Below are 16,526 nucleotides of genomic sequence, written 5' to 3'. Positions count from 1 at the left end.
CGCCCGGGGCCGAGCGCGCCGGCCCGCCGCCGACCGCGCCCGAGCCGCCGCCGGCCCCCGAGCTGGCGATGCCGGACGAGGGCTCCTTCGCGGACATGCTCGCCTCCGAGGGCGCGGCGCCCCGCCGCCGCTTCCAGGTGGGCGAGAAGGTCGCGGGCAAGATCATCCAGCTCGGCCACGACGTGGCGTTCCTGGAGCTCGGCTCGGGGGTCGCCGAGGCGATGATCGAGGTCGCCGAGCTCAAGGACGCGGAGGGGAACGTCACCGCGCGCGAGGGCGACATCCTCGACGCGGTGGTGATCCACGCCGACGACCGGGGCGTCATCGTCTCGAAGGGCCACGCGCGCGCCACGCGGGATCACGCGCGCGAGGCGGTCATCGAGGCGGCCCAGACCGGCCTGCCCGTGGAGGGGCTCGTCAAGGCGGCGAACAAGGGCGGCCTCGAGGTCGAGGTCCACGGCGTCCGCGCCTTCTGCCCGATGTCGCAGATCGACGTGCGCTTCGTGGGCGACCCGGCGACCTTCGTCGGCCAGAAGCTCCTGTTCAGGGTGCAGCGCGCCGACGCGCGCGACTGCGTGCTCTCCCGCCGGGCCCTCCTCGAGGAGGAGCGCGCCGAGAAGGCGCGCGCCACGCGCGAGCGGCTCGCCCCGGGGGCCGTCTTCGAGGGCGTCGTCACGAGCGTGCAGGACTACGGCGCGTTCGTGGACATCGGCGGGGTCGAGGGGCTCGTCCACGTCTCCGAGCTGTCCTGGGATCGCGTCTCGAAGCCGCAGGACCTCCTCAAGTCGGGCGACGCCGTGCAGGTACAGGTGCTCCGCATCGACGAGGATCCGAAGAAGGGCGAGCGCATCGGCCTCTCGGTGAAGTCGCTCGCGCCGAGGCCGGAGCCGGTCGCGGCGCCCGCGGGCGAGCGGCCGGCTCGCCCCGCGCCGCCGCCGCCCCCGAAGGCGGGCGACGTGGTCGAGGTCACGGTCGACAAGATCGAGAGCTTCGGCGTGTTCGTCCGCTTCGCCGGCGGCCGCGGCCTCGTGCCCGCGAGCGAGAGCGGCACGCCGCGCGGGTCCGATCTCCGCAAGTCGTTCAAGGTGGGCGACGGCTTCCGCGCGCTCGTGCTCGCGATCGACGAGCAGCACCGCATCCGCCTGTCCAAGACCGGCGCGGAGGATGCCGCGGAGCGCGCCGAGGCGGCCGAGTACCAGAGGTCCGTCCCCCGCCCGTCGGGCAAGGGCTTCGGCACGCTCGGCGATCTGCTCCGGCAGAAGCTCGAGAAGAAGTAGCGGCGTTCCTCGCCGCCGCCCTGCGCGCCCGCTCGTCCCGGCCTCGCCGGGGGAGCGGGCGCGGTCGCTTCGGGCGCGAGGGTCCTGGCCGACCGCAGGCGGGCCCGCGCTCGGGGTCGGGCGCGGAGCGCGAGCAGGGCCCCTCGGCGTCTCTCAGCCGCGCGGAGCGAGCCCCTCCCCCGGCTCCGTCTCGAAGGCGTGCGGAGGATCCCCGCTCGCCGCGGCCTGCGCGCGGAGCTCGCCCTCCCCTCCCTCGCCGCCCTGCGCTCGGGGCGCACCCGGCTGCTCGATCGCGACGCCCCAGGGCGCGAGGCCTCCCGCGGGCTCGGGTCCGAGGTTGGCGCGCACCACGAGCCCCGGCCGGTGGAGCGTGTAGGCGGTCCCCTCGCGCTCGACGCGCGGCCAGGCGCGCGCGATCTCGACGCGGTGCGCCCGCCGGAGCGCGAGGAGCCGCTGGTAGTGCCCGCGGAGCGCGCCGTGCCGACCGTCCCGGCGGTGCGAGAGCTTCGCGCGCAGGAAGGTCTCCTCCGCCTGCGGGTCGGGGATCTCCCCGGCTCCTTCGGCGATGAACTCGTTCTTGCGCCCCTCCGAGACCGCCGCGGCGAGCGCGGGATCCGTGTGGCTCGTGAAGTACGGGAACGGCCGGTCCTCCCCGTACTCCTCGCCCATGAAGAGGAGCGGCAACCCCGAGCCCAGCACGACGAGCGTGGAGAGCGGGTAGAGGGCGTCGAAGGGGACGAGGGCGGAGAGCCGCTCGCCGTGAGGCCGGTTGCCCACCTGATCGTGATTCTGAACGCAGGTGACGAACCGGACGGGCGCGAGGCCGGCGACGTCGGTGCCGTGCGGCCGCTTCCGGTAGCCGGACCACTGGCCCTGGTAGACGAACCCCTCCGCGAGTGCCCGGCGGACGTCGTCGGGGCCGCCGAAGTCGCCGAGGAAGCCCTTCCGCTCCCCCGTGACGAGAGCGTGGAGCGCGTGGTGGAGGTCGTCCGCCCAGACCGCCGAGGCCCCCCAGCCGCCCGGCGGCGGGTCGAGCACCTCGCGGTCGTTCTCGTCGTTCTCCGCGATGACGTGCACCTCGCGCCCCGCGTCGCGGCCGGCCGCCCGGACCGCCTCGCCGAGCTCCGCGACGAGGTGCACGGGCGAGTCGTCCAGGATGGCGTGCGTCGCGTCGAGGCGCAGCGCGTCCACGTGGAAGTCGCGGATCCACTGCACCGCCGCGCCGATCATGAACCCGCGCACCGGCCCGGAGCCGTCGCCGTCGAGATCGAGCGCGTCGCCCCAGAGCGTTCGATGACGGTTCGTGAAGTAGGGGCCGAGCTCCGCGAGGTAGTTCCCCTCGGGACCGAGGTGGTTGTAGACGACGTCGAGGCACACCGCGAGGCCGAGGCCGTGGGCGCGGTCGACGAAGCGCTGCAGCGCCGCGGGGCCGCCGTACGCCTCGTGGACCGCGTAGAGCTCGACGCCGTCGTAGCCCCAGTTCCGGGCTCCCGGGAAAGGCTGGACGGGCATGAGCTCGACGCAGCTCACGCCCAGGTCGAGGAGCTCCCCGAGCCGCTCCCCCGCCGCGTCGAGCGTCCCCTCGGCCGTGAACGTCCCGACGTGCAGCTCGTAGAGCACGAGCGCGTCCTGCGGGAGCCCCCGCCAGCCTGCGTCCTGCCACGCGTATCGGCGCGGATCGAACACCTCCGACGCGCCGTGCACCCCGTCCGGCTGGCGGCGGGTGGCGGGATCGGGCCGGACGCGCCCGTCCTCGAGCACGAGCGCGTAGCGCGTCCCGTCTCCGGCCGCGAGGTCCCCGGCGAACCAGCCGCCCGGCTCGGCGTGCAGCGGGTGCTCCAGGCCGTCGATGCGGACCGAGACACTCCTCATCTTCGGGGCCCAGACCTCGAAGCGAACCCGCCCGTCCGGCAGGATCGTGGGCCCGTGCGCATGGCGCGTCATTCCGGGAAGCTACGGGGCAGGATAGGGCCGCGGAACCCCCGCGAAACGGCCCATCCGGCCGGGCCATCCGGGATTTACCCGCCGACTCGTCCGGCCGAGATTATGGAGCCCCGGATCGGAAGGCGGGGGTCGACGTAGCTCCCTCCGTGCGCTAGCTTGGCCCGCCCCCGCCCAGCTCGGACCTCGGCGATACTCGACCACTTTCCGACCCAACCCCAAAAAGGAAACCACGGGATGGCTACCTCTTCCGATCGCCCCACGACGAACCCTCATCTCCTCGGCTGGGTCGACGAGATGGCGAAGCTCTGCAAGCCCGACCGCGTGTACTGGTGCGACGGCTCCGAGGCCGAGAAGAAGCGCCTCACGGAGGAAGCCGTCGCGGCCAAGGTCCTCATCCCGCTGGACCAGAAGAAGTGGCCGGGCTGCTACTACCACCACTCGAACCCGAACGACGTCGCGCGGGTCGAGCACCTCACGTTCATCTGCACGCCGACGCGCGAGGAGGCCGGGCCCACCAACAACTGGATGGCGCCGAAGGAGGCCTACCACAAGCTCGGCCAGCTGTTCGAAGGCTCGATGAAGGGCCGCACGATGTACGTCGTCCCGTACATCATGGGCCCGGCGGCGTCGCCGTTCTCGAAGGTCGGGTTCGAGCTCACCGACTCCGTCTACGTCGCGCTGAACATGGGGATCATGACGCGCATGGGGAAGGTCGCGCTCGACCGGCTCGGCCAGTCGGACGAGTTCAACCGCGGCCTCCACTCCGTGGCCGACTGCAACCCCGACAGGCGCTTCATCTGCCACTTCCCGCAGGACAACACGATCTGGTCGATCGGCTCGGGCTACGGCGGCAACGCCCTCCTCGGCAAGAAGTGCCTCGCGCTCCGCATCGCGAGCTACCTCGCGAAGAACGAGGGCTGGCTCGCCGAGCACATGCTCATCCTCGAGGCGGAGAGCCCGCAGGGCGAGAAGCAGTACGTCGCCGCCGCGTTCCCGTCGGCCTGCGGCAAGACCAACTTCGCCATGATGATCCCGCCGGCCGCGTACAAGGGCTGGAAGATCCGCACCGTCGGTGACGACATCGCGTGGATGCGCGTCGGCGAGGACGGGCGGCTCTGGGCGGTGAACCCGGAGAACGGCTACTTCGGCGTCGCGCCGGGCACGAACCGCAAGACGAACCCGAACGCGATGGACTCGGTCCGCAAGGACACGCTGTTCACGAACGTCGCGCGCACCGCCGACGGCGACATCTGGTGGGAGGGCTGGGACACCGAGCCGCCCGCCGAGCTCATCGACTGGAAGGGACAGCCCTGGAAGAAGGGCTCGACCGAGAAGGCGGCGCACCCGAACAGCCGCTTCACGGCGCCGGCGCGGAACAACCCGGCCCTCTCGCCCTTCGTCGACGATCCCAAGGGCGTGCCCATCTCGGCGCTGATCTTCGGTGGCCGCCGCTCCACCACCGTGCCGCTCGTCCTCGAGGCCTTCAACTGGACGCACGGCGTCTACCTCGGCGCGACGATGGGCTCCGAGACCACCGCCGCCGCCACCGGCGCGGTCGGCGTCGTCCGCCGCGATCCGATGGCGATGCTGCCGTTCTGCGGCTACGACGCCGGCTCGTACTTCCAGCACTGGCTCGACATGCAGTCGCGCATCCCGAACCCGCCGAAGGTCTACATGGTGAACTGGTTCCGGAAGAGCGCCGACGGCAAGTTCCTCTGGCCGGGCTACGGCGACAACATGCGCGTGCTGAAGTGGATGCTCGATCGCGCCGCTGGCCGCGTGGGCGCGCAGGAGACCCTGCTCGGCTACACGCCGAAGGCGGGCGACCTCGACCTCTCCGGCATCGACGCGAAGCCCGAGGCCGTCGCCGCCGCCACCCGGATCGATCTGGGCGAGTGGGAGAAGGAGCTCGAGTCGCAGGAGGAGTGGTTCGACAAGCTCGGCAAGACGCTGCCGCGGCCGATCGCGCTCCAGCGCGAGATCCTGCTCGAGCGCGTCCGCTCCGCGCGGAAGGTGCAGTAGCGAGATCACACGGCCCAGCGGGCCCGGCCGCTCGGCGGCCGGGCCCCCTCCCCGCCGTTTCCCGACGGGCGCTTCCCTGCTCGGGCCGTTAAGCTCGTCGTCGAATGTGCACCCTCGCAGTCGCCCTGGGGACGGATCGCCGCTGGCCGGTGGTGGTGGCGGCGAACCGCGACGAGCGGCTCGGGCGGCCGTCGGAAGGCTGGGCGCTCCGTGCGCTCCCGGGCGGCGAGCGCTACGCCGCGCCGCTCGACGCGCTCGGCGGCGGCACCTGGATCGGCCTCTCGCGGACGGGCGTCGTCGCCGCGCTCACGAACTACCACGCCCCCCTCGACTGGTACCCCGACCTCGCGCGCCGCTCGCGCGGCGAGCTCGTGCCCCTCGCCCTCGCGGCCGGGTCGGCGGAGGGCGCGCGCGCCGCGTTCGGCGCCGTCCGGCCGGACGCCTGGAACCCCTTCCACCTCGTCGTCGCCGACGCACGCTCCGCCTTCCTGTGGTGGTACGACGGCGAGCGCGCGGGCGTCGAGGCGCTCGGCCCCGGCCTGCACGTCGTGACCGAGAACGCCTGGGACGGGCGCTGCCCGCGCGCGGCGCTCGTGCGGGCGCGCTGGCCGCTCGACCCCGGCGTCGAGCGGCTGCGCGAGGTGCTCACCGTCCACGCCCCGGAGGGCGACCCCGTGCCCCCGCGCGGCGCCGCGGCCTCCGGCGCCGCGACCTGCATCCACATGGACCCCGCGTACGGGACGCGCTCCTCGACGGTGCTGCGGCTGACCCGGGAGCTCGCGACCTCGGAGCTCTGGACCGCCGACGCCCGCCCCTGCCTCGGGCCGCTCGAGGACCGCTCCTCGCTCGCGGTGGCGCTGGCGCGGACGGCTTGACGCGCCGCCACCGCCGCGCCATGTAGAGCGGCGCATGGGCCTCCTCGATCGCGTGTCGTTCAAGAAGCAGGACGTCGAACCGCCCGAGGCGATCGACCTCGTCGACGGCGGCGTCCGCATCCTCTGGCGGGGCGGGCCGGAGGTGACGCTCCCGAACCACCTGCTCCGCGACTTCTGCCCCTGCGCAGGCTGCGTCGAGGAGGGCACGGGCCGGAAGCTCCTCGACCCCACCACGATCCCCTCCGACATCCGCCCGCTCGGCCTCGAGGCGGTGGGCAACTACGCGCTCCGGATCCGCTGGTCGGACGGCCACGACACCGGCATCTACTCGTGGGAGACGCTCCGCCGCGCGTCGGGGCTCTGGAAGGACTGACGCGGAGGGTCGCCGAGCGGCGCTCAATCAGACATACGCCCGCGCCGGCACCTCGACCGGTGCGTATCGATTGTGCTCCGGCGCGTGCCCCTCGCGCACGTGCCCGAACCTCACCGCGCGCGGGTCGCCCCGGCCGCCGCGGAGCGCGTGCACGAGCAGCCGGACGGTGTTCGTGTCGGCGTGCCCGAGGGCGGCCTCCGAGACGAGCACGTCCGCCGCGCCGCGCGCGCTGTAGGCGGCGGAGCGGAAGGCGCGCGGCTGGGTGAGCGCCGCGAAGGCGCTCGCGACCGAGACCACCTCGATGGAGCGCGAGGGCGCCACGCCGAGCGCGGGGTAGCCCTGCCCGCAGCGCCAGTGGTGGCTGCGCGCCGCGGCGACCGCGGGGTGAGCGCCGAGCACGGTCGCGAGGTGATACGCCCCCGTGAGCGGGTGCGCCGCCACACGCAGCGCGTCCTCTCGCGAGAGCCGCTCGGCCGGCGCGAGGAGCCGCGGCGGGAGGTGTCGCATGCCGAGATCGTGGAGCAGGGCCGCGGCGGCGAGGTCGGGGACGCCGCGCGCCGTGCCCACCGCCGACAGGAGCATCCGCACCGCGGCGGCGGCGGCGGCGAAGGCGTGCGCGTGCACCGCGGCGGCCTCCCGCCGCGCCGCGACGAGCTCCTCGACGAGCACGTCCGGCAAGAGGGCGTTGCCCAGGGCGCGCGCCACGGCCTCGCGCACCGCGTCGCCGTGGAAGAGGTGCCGGTACTCCGCCGCCCCGAGCGGCGCGTCGACGTCCCGCGCGAGCTCGGTCTCGGCGAGCCTGCGGCGGGGCAGCGCCGGCGCGCGGTGGGCCGCGTCCGCGATCGACTCGGGAGAGATCACCGTCCCGCGCCGCGCGACGAGCGCGCCGCGAATGTCGACGATGTCGTGGGTGAGCGTCAGGCGATCGAACATGTCGCCCGGTCCAAGCTAGCAGAGCAGAGCCGCTCCCCGGAGCGCGCGCCCCAACGAGAGGCGCGGGTACCACCCGGTGGAGGGAGCGGCAGGGCCTGCGAGCGCCCGGTGAGCCGGGACCCGGCGGAGCGCGACGTCAGCGCCGTCGGCGGGAGAGCGCGCGGTCCATCTCGCGCTTCGTCTCGCGCTCCGCGATGGCGTGGCGCCGGTCCTCGTGGGCGCGCCCCTTCGCGAGACCGAGCTCGACCTTGGCCCACCCGCCCTTGAAGTAGAGGCTGAGCGGGACGAGCGTGTAGCCGCGCTGCTCGACCTTGCCGCGGACGCGGTCGAGCTCGGCCCGGCTCATGAGGAGTTTCCGGTCGCGCAGCGGCTCGTGGCCGAAGTGCGCCGCCTGCTTGTACTCGCCGATCCGGCAGTTCACGAGGAAGAGCTCGTCGCCCCTGGGCAGCGCGTAGGCGTCGGAGAGGTTCACGTTCCCCTCCCGGAGCGACTTCACCTCGCTGCCGGTGAGGACGAGCCCCGCCTCCCACGAGTCCTCGATGGAGAAGTCGAAGCGGGCGCGACGATTCGTCGCGACGATCTTCTCGCCCTCCGCGCCTCGCGCGCCGCCGGTGGCCTTCGCGCTCATGGCAGCCGGAGGTTGTCGATGAGGCGCGTCGCCCCGGCGTAGGCCGCGACCAGCATCACGCTCCCGCGCTCCGCCCGCGCGACCGGCGCGAGCGAGTCGGGGTGGACGATCTCCACGTAGTCCACGCGGAGGCCCGCGGCGTCGAGGCGCGCCCGGGCCCGCGCCACGAGCGCCGCCGCGTCCCGCTCGCCGCGGAGCGCGGCGTCCGCCGCCTCGCGCAGGGTGCGGGAGAGCGAGAGCGCCCGCTCCCGCTCCTCCCTCGACAGGTAGGCGTTCCGCGAGGAGCGGGCGAGCCCGTCCGGCTCGCGCACGATGGGCATCCCCACGATCTCGACCCCCATCGCGAGGTCGTGCGTCATCGCGCGGATCACCGCCAGCTGCTGGAAGTCCTTCTCCCCGAAGAGCGCGACGTGCGGCCGGGACAGGTTGAGCAGCTTCGCGACCACCGTCGCGACGCCTCGGAAGTGGCCCGGCCGCGAGGCGCCGCACAGCCCCTGCGACGCGCGCTCGACCGTCACCCAGGTCTGGTGATCGGGAGGGAACATCGCGCTCGGGTCGGTCGGCGCGAGGACCCAGTCGACGCCGGCCGACGCGCACTTGGCGAGATCCCCCTCGAGATCGCGGGGGTAGCGGGAGAGATCCTCGTTCGGCCCGAACTGCGTGGGGTTCACGAAGATCGACGCGAGCACGAGGCCGCGCCGCCCGCCGGCGTCCGCGCGCGCGCGCGCCTCACGCATGAGCGAGAGGTGGCCGTCGTGGAGGAACCCCATCGTCGTGACGAGCGCGAGGCGGGCGCCGCCGTCGCGCGCCGCGGAGCAGCGCGCCTGCCAGACGGCGGGATCGGTGATGAGCTCGGGTGCTTTCATCTCGGGAGGGCTGGCTGGCTTTCGTGGCGCCGGGCGCGGCGCGCGGGGAGGCTACACCGGTGCGCCCATGACGCCGCCGGAGGGCTCGGAGTCGTCCTCGTCCTGCTCCGCCGCGACCGGGACGAGCCGCACCGACGAGGAGTGGAAGCTGTGCGCGTCGTCGGGGAACGCGCGGCGCTTCACCTCGCCGACGTACGCGCCCAGGGCGGCGGTGACCGCCTGCCCGATCTCGCCGAAGCGCTTCACGAACTTGGGCGTGAACGCGTCGTCCATGCCGAGGAGATCGTTCAGGACGAGCACCTGCCCGTCGCAGTGCGGGCCTGCGCCGATGCCGATGGTCGGGATGCGGAGCTGGCTCGAGATGATGCGCGCCAGCTCGGTGGGGATGCACTCCAGCACGACCGCGTAGCAGCCCGCGAGCTCGAGCGCGCGCGCGTCCCGGAGGAGCTGCTGCGCCTTCTCCGAGTCCTTCCCCTGCACCACGTAGCCGCCCATGCGGTGGACCGACTGCGGGGTGAGCCCGATGTGCCCCATCACCGGCACGCCGGCGCGGACGATGCGGCGGATCACCTCGACGAACTCGGCGCCGCCCTCGAGCTTCACCGCCTCGACCCCGCCCTCCGCGACGAGGCGCACCGCCGCCTTCACCGCGTCGTCGGCGCTCGCCTGGTAGCTGCCGAAGGGCAGGTCGCCGACGAGGTGGGCCCGGCCGGCCCCGCGGGCGAGGCCGCGGCGCACGGCGGCCGAGTGGTAGATCATGTGCTCGAGCGTGACGGGCAGGGTCGAGTCCTGGCCCTGCACCACCATGCCGAGCGAGTCGCCGACGAGCACGGCGTCGACGCCGGCGGCGTCGGCGAGGCGGGCGGCGGTCGCGTCGTAGGCGGTGACGACGGCGATCTTCTCGCCGGCGTCCTTCATCCTGCGAAGCTCGTGGACGGTGACCCGCTTTCGCGGCGCGGTCTGGCTGGACATGGCTCGCTTCCTCCGGTGTAGGCCCCGTGGCGGGGTCCTGCCCATTGGCGAGGTTCGTTATCCTTAATACGTTGGCGTGCCCATGGGCACGTAATGCTGGGTTCCCTTGCGGTGCCGCCGGATCACGGCCAGGAGCGCCTCGAGATCCTGCGGGTTCTGCTCGAGATCGATGTCGCTCGTGTTGACGACGAGGAGCGGCGATTCGTCGTAGTGGAAGAAGAAGTCACCGTACGCCTTGGCGAGCGTCTCGAGGTAGGACGAATCGACGGATCGCTCGAAATCCCGGCCGCGCCTGCGGACACGGGAGACGAGCACGTCGGTCCGCGCCTGCAGGTACACGACCAGATCGGGCTTCACGATGCGGGGCCCGAGCAGCTCGTACACGCGATCGTACAGCGCCAGCTCGTCGGGCGACAGGGTGAGCGCGGCGAAGATCCGGTCCTTCGCGAACAGGTAGTCCGCGATCGTGGACTGGGTGAACAGGTCCTGCTGGAAGAGGGCCTGCTGCTGCTGGAAGCGCGAGAGCAGGAAGAAGAGCTGGGCCTGGAACGCGTGCTTGCGCCGGTCGCCGTAGAAGCTCGCGAGGAACGGGTTCTCCTCGGCGTGCTCGAGCACGAGGCGCGCCCCGAGCCGCTCGGAGAGCACCTGCGCGAGCGTCGTCTTGCCGACGCCGATGGGCCCCTCGACCGCGATGTACCTGGGTCGTTCCATTCCGGATGCGCGAAAGCGTGGCAGCTTGCCACGGCGGGGCGGGGGTCGCAAGGCAGCGCGGCGACTGGACGCGGGGCGCGCCGTTCGACCGAGACCGTGACAAAATGATCGTGGATCCCGTGATCCTGGGATCAGGGTGTCCGTTGACAGGCGATGTCACGTCACGTATCGTCGCAGCACTTTTGCAGTGCGGACGAGGGATGGGGAGGCAGCGCGAGATGGCCAGCCGAGTCGCGACGCGGGAGCGGTCCGTGACGGTGCGGGAGACGGTGGAGGCCCGGGTCGACCCGGCCTTCCATCGCGCCATCCTCAAGATCGCGCTCGAGCTCAAGAAGCCGAACGCGCCGAGCTACGACGCGATCGTCGCGAGGACGGTCGAGTCCATGCGGCTCGACCCGGTCGCCTTCCAGCACTACCTCGGCGAGAACGGCGCTCGCGGCATGAGCCTGCTCCTCGCCACCGCGCGCACGACGTTCGGCCCCTAGCGGCCGTCGAGTTTCACGGGCGCCCTCCCGACTGAAGGGGTAGGGCGGGCGGAGATAGCGGGTGGGCGCCCGTGAACTGCTACGGCGCACGATACGGGGCCTGCGGCGGGCGTCCTCGCTCCTTGCGCCTGCGGCGTACGGAAGCAGTACGCCTCGGCGCGCGTCGCTGCGGTTGCCCGCCTCGGCTCCCGTCTCGTGCGCCTCGCGCCGCGTTCGATCTCGAGCGCGGGCCTGCGACGGGCGTCCTCGCTCGTTGCGCCTGCGGCGCACTGCCAGGCGCCGCTGGGCGCGGCTCCCGTCGAAGGAGCGCCTCGGCGCGCCTCGCTGCGGGTGCCGTCTCGGCTCCCGTCTCGTGCGCCTCGCGGGTGTTCGGTCCGATTTGAGGTCTAGGTCCCCAGAGCGCGGTCCAAAGCGGCCCACTCGGCGACGGTGAGGGTCTCGCCGCGGCGGGAGGGGTCGATGCCCGCGGCCTCCAGCGCGCGAGCGAGCGCGTCGTCCGGCACCACGCGACCGGCGCGCAGCGCGTTGGCGAGCGTCTTCCGGCGCTGGGCGAAGCCGGCCTTCACGAGCCGGCGGAAGCGGGCCGGATCCGCCACGCGGAGCGCGTCGCCGGGCGGGCGGAAGAGCGCGCAGAGCACGGCGCTCTCCACGTTGGGCGGCGGCAGGAACGCGCCCGGCGGGACGATCCGCTCGACGGAGACGTCGGCCTCCCGCTGCAGGAGCACCGACGCGAGCCCCCAGTCGCGGGTCCCCGGCGCCGCCGCGAGCCGCTCGGCCACCTCGCGCTGCAGCAGGAAGACCGCGCGGGAGACGTGGTCGAGCTGGTCGAGCAGCGAGAAGAAGATCGGGCTCGTGAGGTGGTACGGCAGGTTGCCGACGACCGCGAGGCGCCGAGCGGAGCCCGCGGGCGCGGCCGGCGCCTCGAAGGCCCGCGCGACCTCCCCGTAGTCGATCCGCGCGGCGTCGGCCTCCAGGAGCCGGACGCGCTGGCCGAGCTCCCCGCGCAGGACGCGGGCCATGTCCCGGTCGCGCTCGACGGCGATCACCTCCGCGCCGCGGGCGAGGAGCCGGGCGGTGAGGTGGCCGAGGCCGGCGCCGAGCTCGACCACGCGATCGCCGGCGCGCGGCGCGGCGAGGCGGGCGATGTCGTCCAGGATCGCCTCGTCGCCGAGGAAGTTCTGGCCCCAGCTCTTCTTCGCGCGGAGCCCGTACTTCTCGAGGAGCGCGCGGGGGCTCGGGTAGCGGGCCGCGGCGGCGGGAGGTGCGCTCGTCACAGGCGCCATGCGGGGTCCGCGTTGAGGTCCGAGCCCGCGCGCTCGCCGCGGAGGAACGCGTGCGTGCCGGCGACGGCGATCATCGCCGCGTTGTCCGTGCAGAGCCTGGGGGCGGGCAGGAACACCTCCATGCCCTCGTACTCGGCCGCCTTCTCCGACACCGCCGCGCGCAGCCGGCTGTTCGCGGCGACGCCGCCGGCGAGGACGAGCCGGTCGAACTGGAGGCGGCGCGCCGCGCGGAACGCCTTCTCGACGAGCGCGCGGACGATGGCCTCCTGGTAGCTCGCGCACAGGTCCGCGAGCCCCCTGCCCTCCGGCACCCCGTGCTTCTTGACGTGGTGCAGGAGCGAGGTCTTGAGGCCCGAGAAGCTGAAGTCGAGCTCCGAGCCCTTCACGATCGCCTTCGGGAAGCGGATCGCGTGGGCGTCGCCTTCCCTGGCGAGCCGGTCGATCGCGATGCCGCCGGGGTACGGCAGGCCGAGCAGCTTCGCCCCCTTGTCGAACGCCTCGCCCGCGGCGTCGTCGCGGGTCTGGCCGAGGAGCCGGTACGCTCCGAAGCGCTCCGCGGCGTAGAGCGACGTGTGGCCGCCCGACACCACGAGGCCGAGGTACGGAAACGCCGGCGGCGTCTCGGAGAGGAACGCCGCCACGAGGTGGCCCTCGAGGTGGTTCACGCGCACGAGCGGCTTCTGCCAGGCGAGCGCGAGCGCCTTGGCGGCCTGGACGCCGACGAGGAGCGCGCCCACGAGGCCCGGCCCGCTCGTGACCGCGATCGCGTCGATCCCGTCCGGCCCCACCCCCGCCCGGGAGAGCGCCTCGTCGACGACGGGCATCACCTGGACGACGTGGTTCCGGCTCGCCAGCTCCGGCACGACTCCGCCCCAGCGGCGGTGGATCTCGATCTGCGTGGCGACCACGTCGGCGAGCGCGCGCCGCCCATCCTCGACCACGGCGGCCGCGGTCTCGTCGCAGGAGGTCTCGATGGCGAGGATCTTCATCGCGGCCGGAACCTAACCCGGCCGGGCGGCGGGCGCGAGCGGGTTCGCCCCCACTCGACGGCTCGCCGGCCGCGGAACGCGCCGGGACTACCTGAGCTGCTTCGCGAGGATCTCGCGCACTGCGCGCGACTGCTCTCCGTTGGGCGAGAGCTGGAGGAATCGCTGGTAGGCGGCGCGCGCCTGGGAGACCTTTCCCTCCGCCTGCTTGAGCTCGCCGAGCAGGAGCCAGGCGGGAGCGTAGCGGCCGTCGACCGCGATGGCGTCCTCGATCGCGTGCAGCGCCTCTGCCGAGCGGTTCGCGTCGTAGAGCGCGCGCGCCAGGCCGACGTTCGCAGGGCCGGTCGGCCGCAGCGCGACCGCGCGCCGGTAGTCCGCGATCGCGTCCACGAACCGGCCGGCATCGTACTTGCGCTCGGCGCTCGCGAGGAACCGCCGGTAGTCGGTGTCCTCGGAGCGGGCGCTTGCGGGAGCGGGCGGCGCTGGCGGCGGCGTCGCCTCCGGGAGCTGCTCTGCGGCGGCGGGCTCGCGAGCCGTCGGGGCCGGGCTCGATTCGGAGGATGGGAGCGCGGCGGGGGTCGGAGCCGGAGCCGGGGTCGGGATCGCGGCCGTTGAGGCGGTCGCGGTCGGTGCGGCGGCCACCGTCTGCGGGGGCGGGGTCGCGGCCGGCGTGGGGGCGGCGGTCGCGGTCGGCCCAGCGCCCGTGCTCCCCCCGCGCAGCGCCAGGAAGGCCCCTCCCCCCACGGCGACGACCGCGGCCGCGGCGAGCGCGAGCGGCGCGCGGGGGCGGCGGGGCGGGAGCGAGCTCCGTTCGGCCTCGCGCAGCGGATCGGTGGGCGCGGGCGCGGGCGTGGGGGGTGACGCCGGGGCCCGCGGTGCGCTCGCCCTCGGCGTGGCCAGCGACGGCGGCAGCGGGAGGGTGCCCGGCGGCGGCAGCGGCATCGAGTACTTCCCCGGCTGGAACGCGCCCGGAGGCGGCGTGGGGGCGGGCTGCTCGGGCGGACGGGCGTGAGGCTCGGCGGAGCGCTCCGCCTCCGCGCGCTCGGCCGCGGCCGCCGGCTCCGACCGCGCAGGGCGCGGCGTCGGGGGGACCGGACCCGCGAACCAGTCCACCCCGTCGGGCTCCGCCGCGGTCGGCGCGACGGGAGGAGCGGCCTCCGCGGCGCGGAGCTCGCGGACCGCGGGAGCGACCCGGGGCGCCGCAGTGGCCGGCTCGGGCGCGGGCGGAGGCGGCGCCGCGACCTCGCGGAGGATCCCCTCGAAGAAGAGCTTGGAGATCACGCCCGCGGCGGCGAGATCGTCGTAGTCGGCCTCCTCCACCACGTGCTCGAGGGTCCGCCTGCCGTCGAAGAGCCGGAGCAGCGCGTTCACGTCGTCCGGGATCTCCGCGAGCCGCTCGCCGAGGAGCGCGTCGTCGATCTCGAACACCTTGTCGAGAGCGGGGAGCTGCTCGACGATCCGCCCCCACTCGTCGATGCGGCGCATGCCCTCCATGAGGAGGCCCTGCGTCGACACCGGGATGCGCTCCTCGCGATCGATGGGCTTGAACTCGATCGCGAAGTCCCCGTCCTGCCAGTTGAGCAGCCGGTAGAACGCGTTCTCGCCGGAGAGCTTCCCGCCGAGCTCGCAGTCGACGATGCGGCCGTCGCGGAAGTAGCAGATGGCGAGCGCCCCCCGCTTGCTCCGCACGTGCAGCGCGCCCGACTTCTTGCCCATCTCCAGCGTCTGGACGAGGTCCACGACGCCCATGTCGGAGAGGTTCCCCGCGAAGCTCGCCTTGAGATCCTTCTTCTCGAGGCGCTCCTTCTCGCGCTTCTCGAGGAGGATCTTCACGCGGGTGACGATCTCCTTGATGTAGATGGGCTTCGTCAGGTAGTCCTCGACGCCCAGCTCGAGGCCCTTCACCTTGAACTCGACCGACTTCTGACCGGTCAGGAAGATGAACGGCGTCCCGCGGTGGCGGTCGTCCTCCTTCAGCCGGCGGCACAGCTCGAACCCGTCCATCTCGGGCATCTTGGTGTCCGAGAGGATGAGGTCCGGCGGGGAGATGGCGCACTTCTCGAGCGCGTCGCGGCCGTTCACGGCGGTCGTGACGGAGAAGCCCGCCTTCTTGAGCGAGACCTCCATCACGCGCAGTGACTTGGGATCGCCGTCGACGAGGAGCAGGTGCTGCTTCGCCAAGGTGTCGCCTTTCCGGCGCCGCGCCGGCGCCGCCGCGGCTGATCTCGCCCGGGATTCGCGCGTCAGTCAAGGCGACGACCGCCCGGCCGGCCGGTGCGATCCGGGCTCAGCGCCCGTCGGCGCGGCGGGTCGCGAGCGCGCGCAGCTCGCGCACCGCGTCGACGTGGCGCGGGTTCGTCCGGAGCGCGGCCCGGAGCAGCCGCTCGGCGCTCGCGTCGTCGCCCTCGTCCCGCGCCAGGAGGCCGGCGACGTAGAAGGCGCGGTCGCAGGCCGGGTCCTTCGTGGCCTCCTCGAGCAGCGCGCGAGCGCGCTCGCGATCCCGGGCGCGCGGGTCGGAGAGGCAGGCGAAGGCGAGCGCCGCCTGGTACTCCGGCCTCGGTTCGGCGCGGACCGCCGCCTCGTAGAACGCCCGGGCCCGGGCGAGATCGCGCGTGCGCAGGCACGCCTCGCCCTTCTCGAAGTCGGCGCGCGCCGCCTCGTCGTGCGCCGACGCCGCCCCGGCCCGCCGCGCGAGGTACTCGGCGCGCTTCTTCGGGTGGGAGAGCACCTCGTACGCCTCGTTCACCGCGGAGAAGAGCTCGCGCACCGTGCCGGCCAGGTCCGCCATCGACGGGCTCGCGAACCGGTCGGGGTGGAACCGCCGCGCGAGGTCCAGGAAGGCGCGCTTCACCTCGTCCTTCCCGGCGCCGTCCGGGAGCCCCAGCCGCGCGAAGAGATCCTTCTCCCTCGCGCGCGGGGCGGCCGCGCGCAGCGCCTCGCGCAGGGCTCCATCGGCGTCCGGCGGCGACGCACCCGTGACGCCGGGCGGGAGCGCTCCCGACGGCGGGGCGGGCTGCGCCGGGGCGCCCGCCGGCCGTCCGCCGAACGGCCCCACGCCCAGGTTCCGCATCCCGCGCTGGAGGAGACGCTGGCGCCGCGCGCGCGCCTCCGCGGGATCGCTCCGGCGCTCGCCGGTGGCCTGGGCTCGCGCCGCCGGCGGGGTGGCCGCGG

Annotated in this window: 15 protein-coding genes; 5 read left to right on the top strand and 10 right to left on the bottom strand. The window is 74.0% G+C overall.

What is annotated here, in order from left to right:
- Nucleotides 1-1,277, top strand: a 1,277-nt coding sequence (locus tag MNZ39_RS19040; RefSeq protein ID WP_242340666.1) for a 30S ribosomal protein S1, incomplete at its 5' end; no start/stop codon positions are given.
- 153 nt (nucleotides 1,278-1,430) lie between these two features.
- Here the strand turns inward: MNZ39_RS19040 and treZ are convergent.
- Nucleotides 1,431-3,221, bottom strand: a complete 1,791-nt coding sequence (gene treZ, locus MNZ39_RS19035; RefSeq protein ID WP_242340665.1) for a malto-oligosyltrehalose trehalohydrolase — start codon at nucleotides 3,219-3,221, stop codon at nucleotides 1,431-1,433.
- Between the two features lie 234 nt (nucleotides 3,222-3,455).
- Between treZ and MNZ39_RS19030 the strand changes: the two genes are divergently transcribed.
- The 3 genes from MNZ39_RS19030 to MNZ39_RS19020 all read left to right on the top strand — a co-directional run bounded on the left by MNZ39_RS19030 (nucleotide 3,456) and on the right by MNZ39_RS19020 (nucleotide 6,491).
- Nucleotides 3,456-5,243 carry a phosphoenolpyruvate carboxykinase (GTP) gene (locus MNZ39_RS19030; protein WP_242340664.1) on the top strand — a complete coding sequence of 596 codons (1,788 nt, stop codon included), beginning with the start codon at nucleotides 3,456-3,458 and terminating at the stop codon, nucleotides 5,241-5,243.
- A gap of 104 nt (nucleotides 5,244-5,347) precedes the next feature.
- The gene (locus MNZ39_RS19025) at nucleotides 5,348-6,118 is read left to right on the top strand and encodes an NRDE family protein (protein ID WP_242340663.1); all 771 of its coding nucleotides are present in this window, start codon (nucleotides 5,348-5,350) and stop codon (nucleotides 6,116-6,118) included.
- Nucleotides 6,119-6,152: 34 nt separating this feature from the next.
- Nucleotides 6,153-6,491: a DUF971 domain-containing protein gene (locus MNZ39_RS19020; protein WP_242340662.1), complete on the top strand. Its 339-nt coding sequence runs from the start codon at nucleotides 6,153-6,155 to the stop codon at nucleotides 6,489-6,491.
- Nucleotides 6,492-6,518: 27 nt separating this feature from the next.
- Here MNZ39_RS19020 and MNZ39_RS19015 read toward each other — a convergent pair whose 3' ends face one another.
- The 5 genes from MNZ39_RS19015 to MNZ39_RS18995 form a co-directional block, all read right to left on the bottom strand.
- Nucleotides 6,519-7,424 carry an HD domain-containing phosphohydrolase gene (locus MNZ39_RS19015; protein ID WP_242340661.1) on the bottom strand — a complete coding sequence of 302 codons (906 nt, stop codon included), beginning with the start codon at nucleotides 7,422-7,424 and terminating at the stop codon, nucleotides 6,519-6,521.
- Between the two features lie 136 nt (nucleotides 7,425-7,560).
- Nucleotides 7,561-8,052: an SsrA-binding protein SmpB gene (gene smpB, locus MNZ39_RS19010; RefSeq protein ID WP_242340660.1), complete on the bottom strand. Its 492-nt coding sequence runs from the start codon at nucleotides 8,050-8,052 to the stop codon at nucleotides 7,561-7,563.
- Nucleotides 8,049-8,918 carry a pantoate--beta-alanine ligase gene (panC, locus tag MNZ39_RS19005; protein ID WP_242340659.1) on the bottom strand — a complete coding sequence of 290 codons (870 nt, stop codon included), beginning with the start codon at nucleotides 8,916-8,918 and terminating at the stop codon, nucleotides 8,049-8,051. Before panC ends, smpB begins: the two co-directional genes overlap by 4 nt.
- 51 nt (nucleotides 8,919-8,969) lie before the next feature.
- Complete coding sequence (panB, locus tag MNZ39_RS19000) at nucleotides 8,970-9,890, bottom strand: 3-methyl-2-oxobutanoate hydroxymethyltransferase (RefSeq protein ID WP_242340658.1); 921 nt, start codon at nucleotides 9,888-9,890, stop codon at nucleotides 8,970-8,972.
- A gap of 63 nt (nucleotides 9,891-9,953) precedes the next feature.
- Nucleotides 9,954-10,601: a deoxynucleoside kinase gene (locus tag MNZ39_RS18995; protein WP_242340657.1), complete on the bottom strand. Its 648-nt coding sequence runs from the start codon at nucleotides 10,599-10,601 to the stop codon at nucleotides 9,954-9,956.
- A 218-nt stretch (nucleotides 10,602-10,819) separates the two neighbouring features.
- Between MNZ39_RS18995 and MNZ39_RS18990 the strand changes: the two genes are divergently transcribed.
- Nucleotides 10,820-11,086, top strand: a complete 267-nt coding sequence (locus MNZ39_RS18990) for a hypothetical protein (RefSeq protein WP_242340656.1) — start codon at nucleotides 10,820-10,822, stop codon at nucleotides 11,084-11,086.
- A gap of 386 nt (nucleotides 11,087-11,472) precedes the next feature.
- Here the strand turns inward: MNZ39_RS18990 and rsmA are convergent, their stop codons facing one another.
- The 4 genes from rsmA to MNZ39_RS18970 all read right to left on the bottom strand — a co-directional run.
- On the bottom strand, nucleotides 11,473-12,369 hold the full coding sequence (rsmA, locus tag MNZ39_RS18985) for a 16S rRNA (adenine(1518)-N(6)/adenine(1519)-N(6))-dimethyltransferase RsmA (protein ID WP_242340655.1): 897 nt from the start codon (nucleotides 12,367-12,369) through the stop codon (nucleotides 11,473-11,475).
- Nucleotides 12,357-13,358, bottom strand: coding sequence for a tRNA (adenosine(37)-N6)-threonylcarbamoyltransferase complex transferase subunit TsaD (tsaD, locus tag MNZ39_RS18980; protein ID WP_242340654.1), 1,002 nt, complete (start codon nucleotides 13,356-13,358; stop codon nucleotides 12,357-12,359). Before tsaD ends, rsmA begins: the two co-directional genes overlap by 13 nt.
- Nucleotides 13,359-13,445: 87 nt before the next feature.
- Nucleotides 13,446-15,536 carry a response regulator gene (locus MNZ39_RS18975; RefSeq protein ID WP_242340653.1) on the bottom strand — a complete coding sequence of 697 codons (2,091 nt, stop codon included), beginning with the start codon at nucleotides 15,534-15,536 and terminating at the stop codon, nucleotides 13,446-13,448.
- Between the two features lie 106 nt (nucleotides 15,537-15,642).
- A partial coding sequence (locus MNZ39_RS18970) for a DnaJ domain-containing protein (RefSeq protein ID WP_242340652.1) occupies nucleotides 15,643-16,526 on the bottom strand: 884 nt, incomplete at its 5' end.

The sequence above is a fragment of the Anaeromyxobacter sp. SG66 genome (genome assembly GCF_022690805.1).
GTDB lineage: Bacteria > Myxococcota > Myxococcia > Myxococcales > Anaeromyxobacteraceae > Anaeromyxobacter > Anaeromyxobacter soli.
This window is presented reverse-complemented; position numbering and strand designations above follow the sequence as displayed.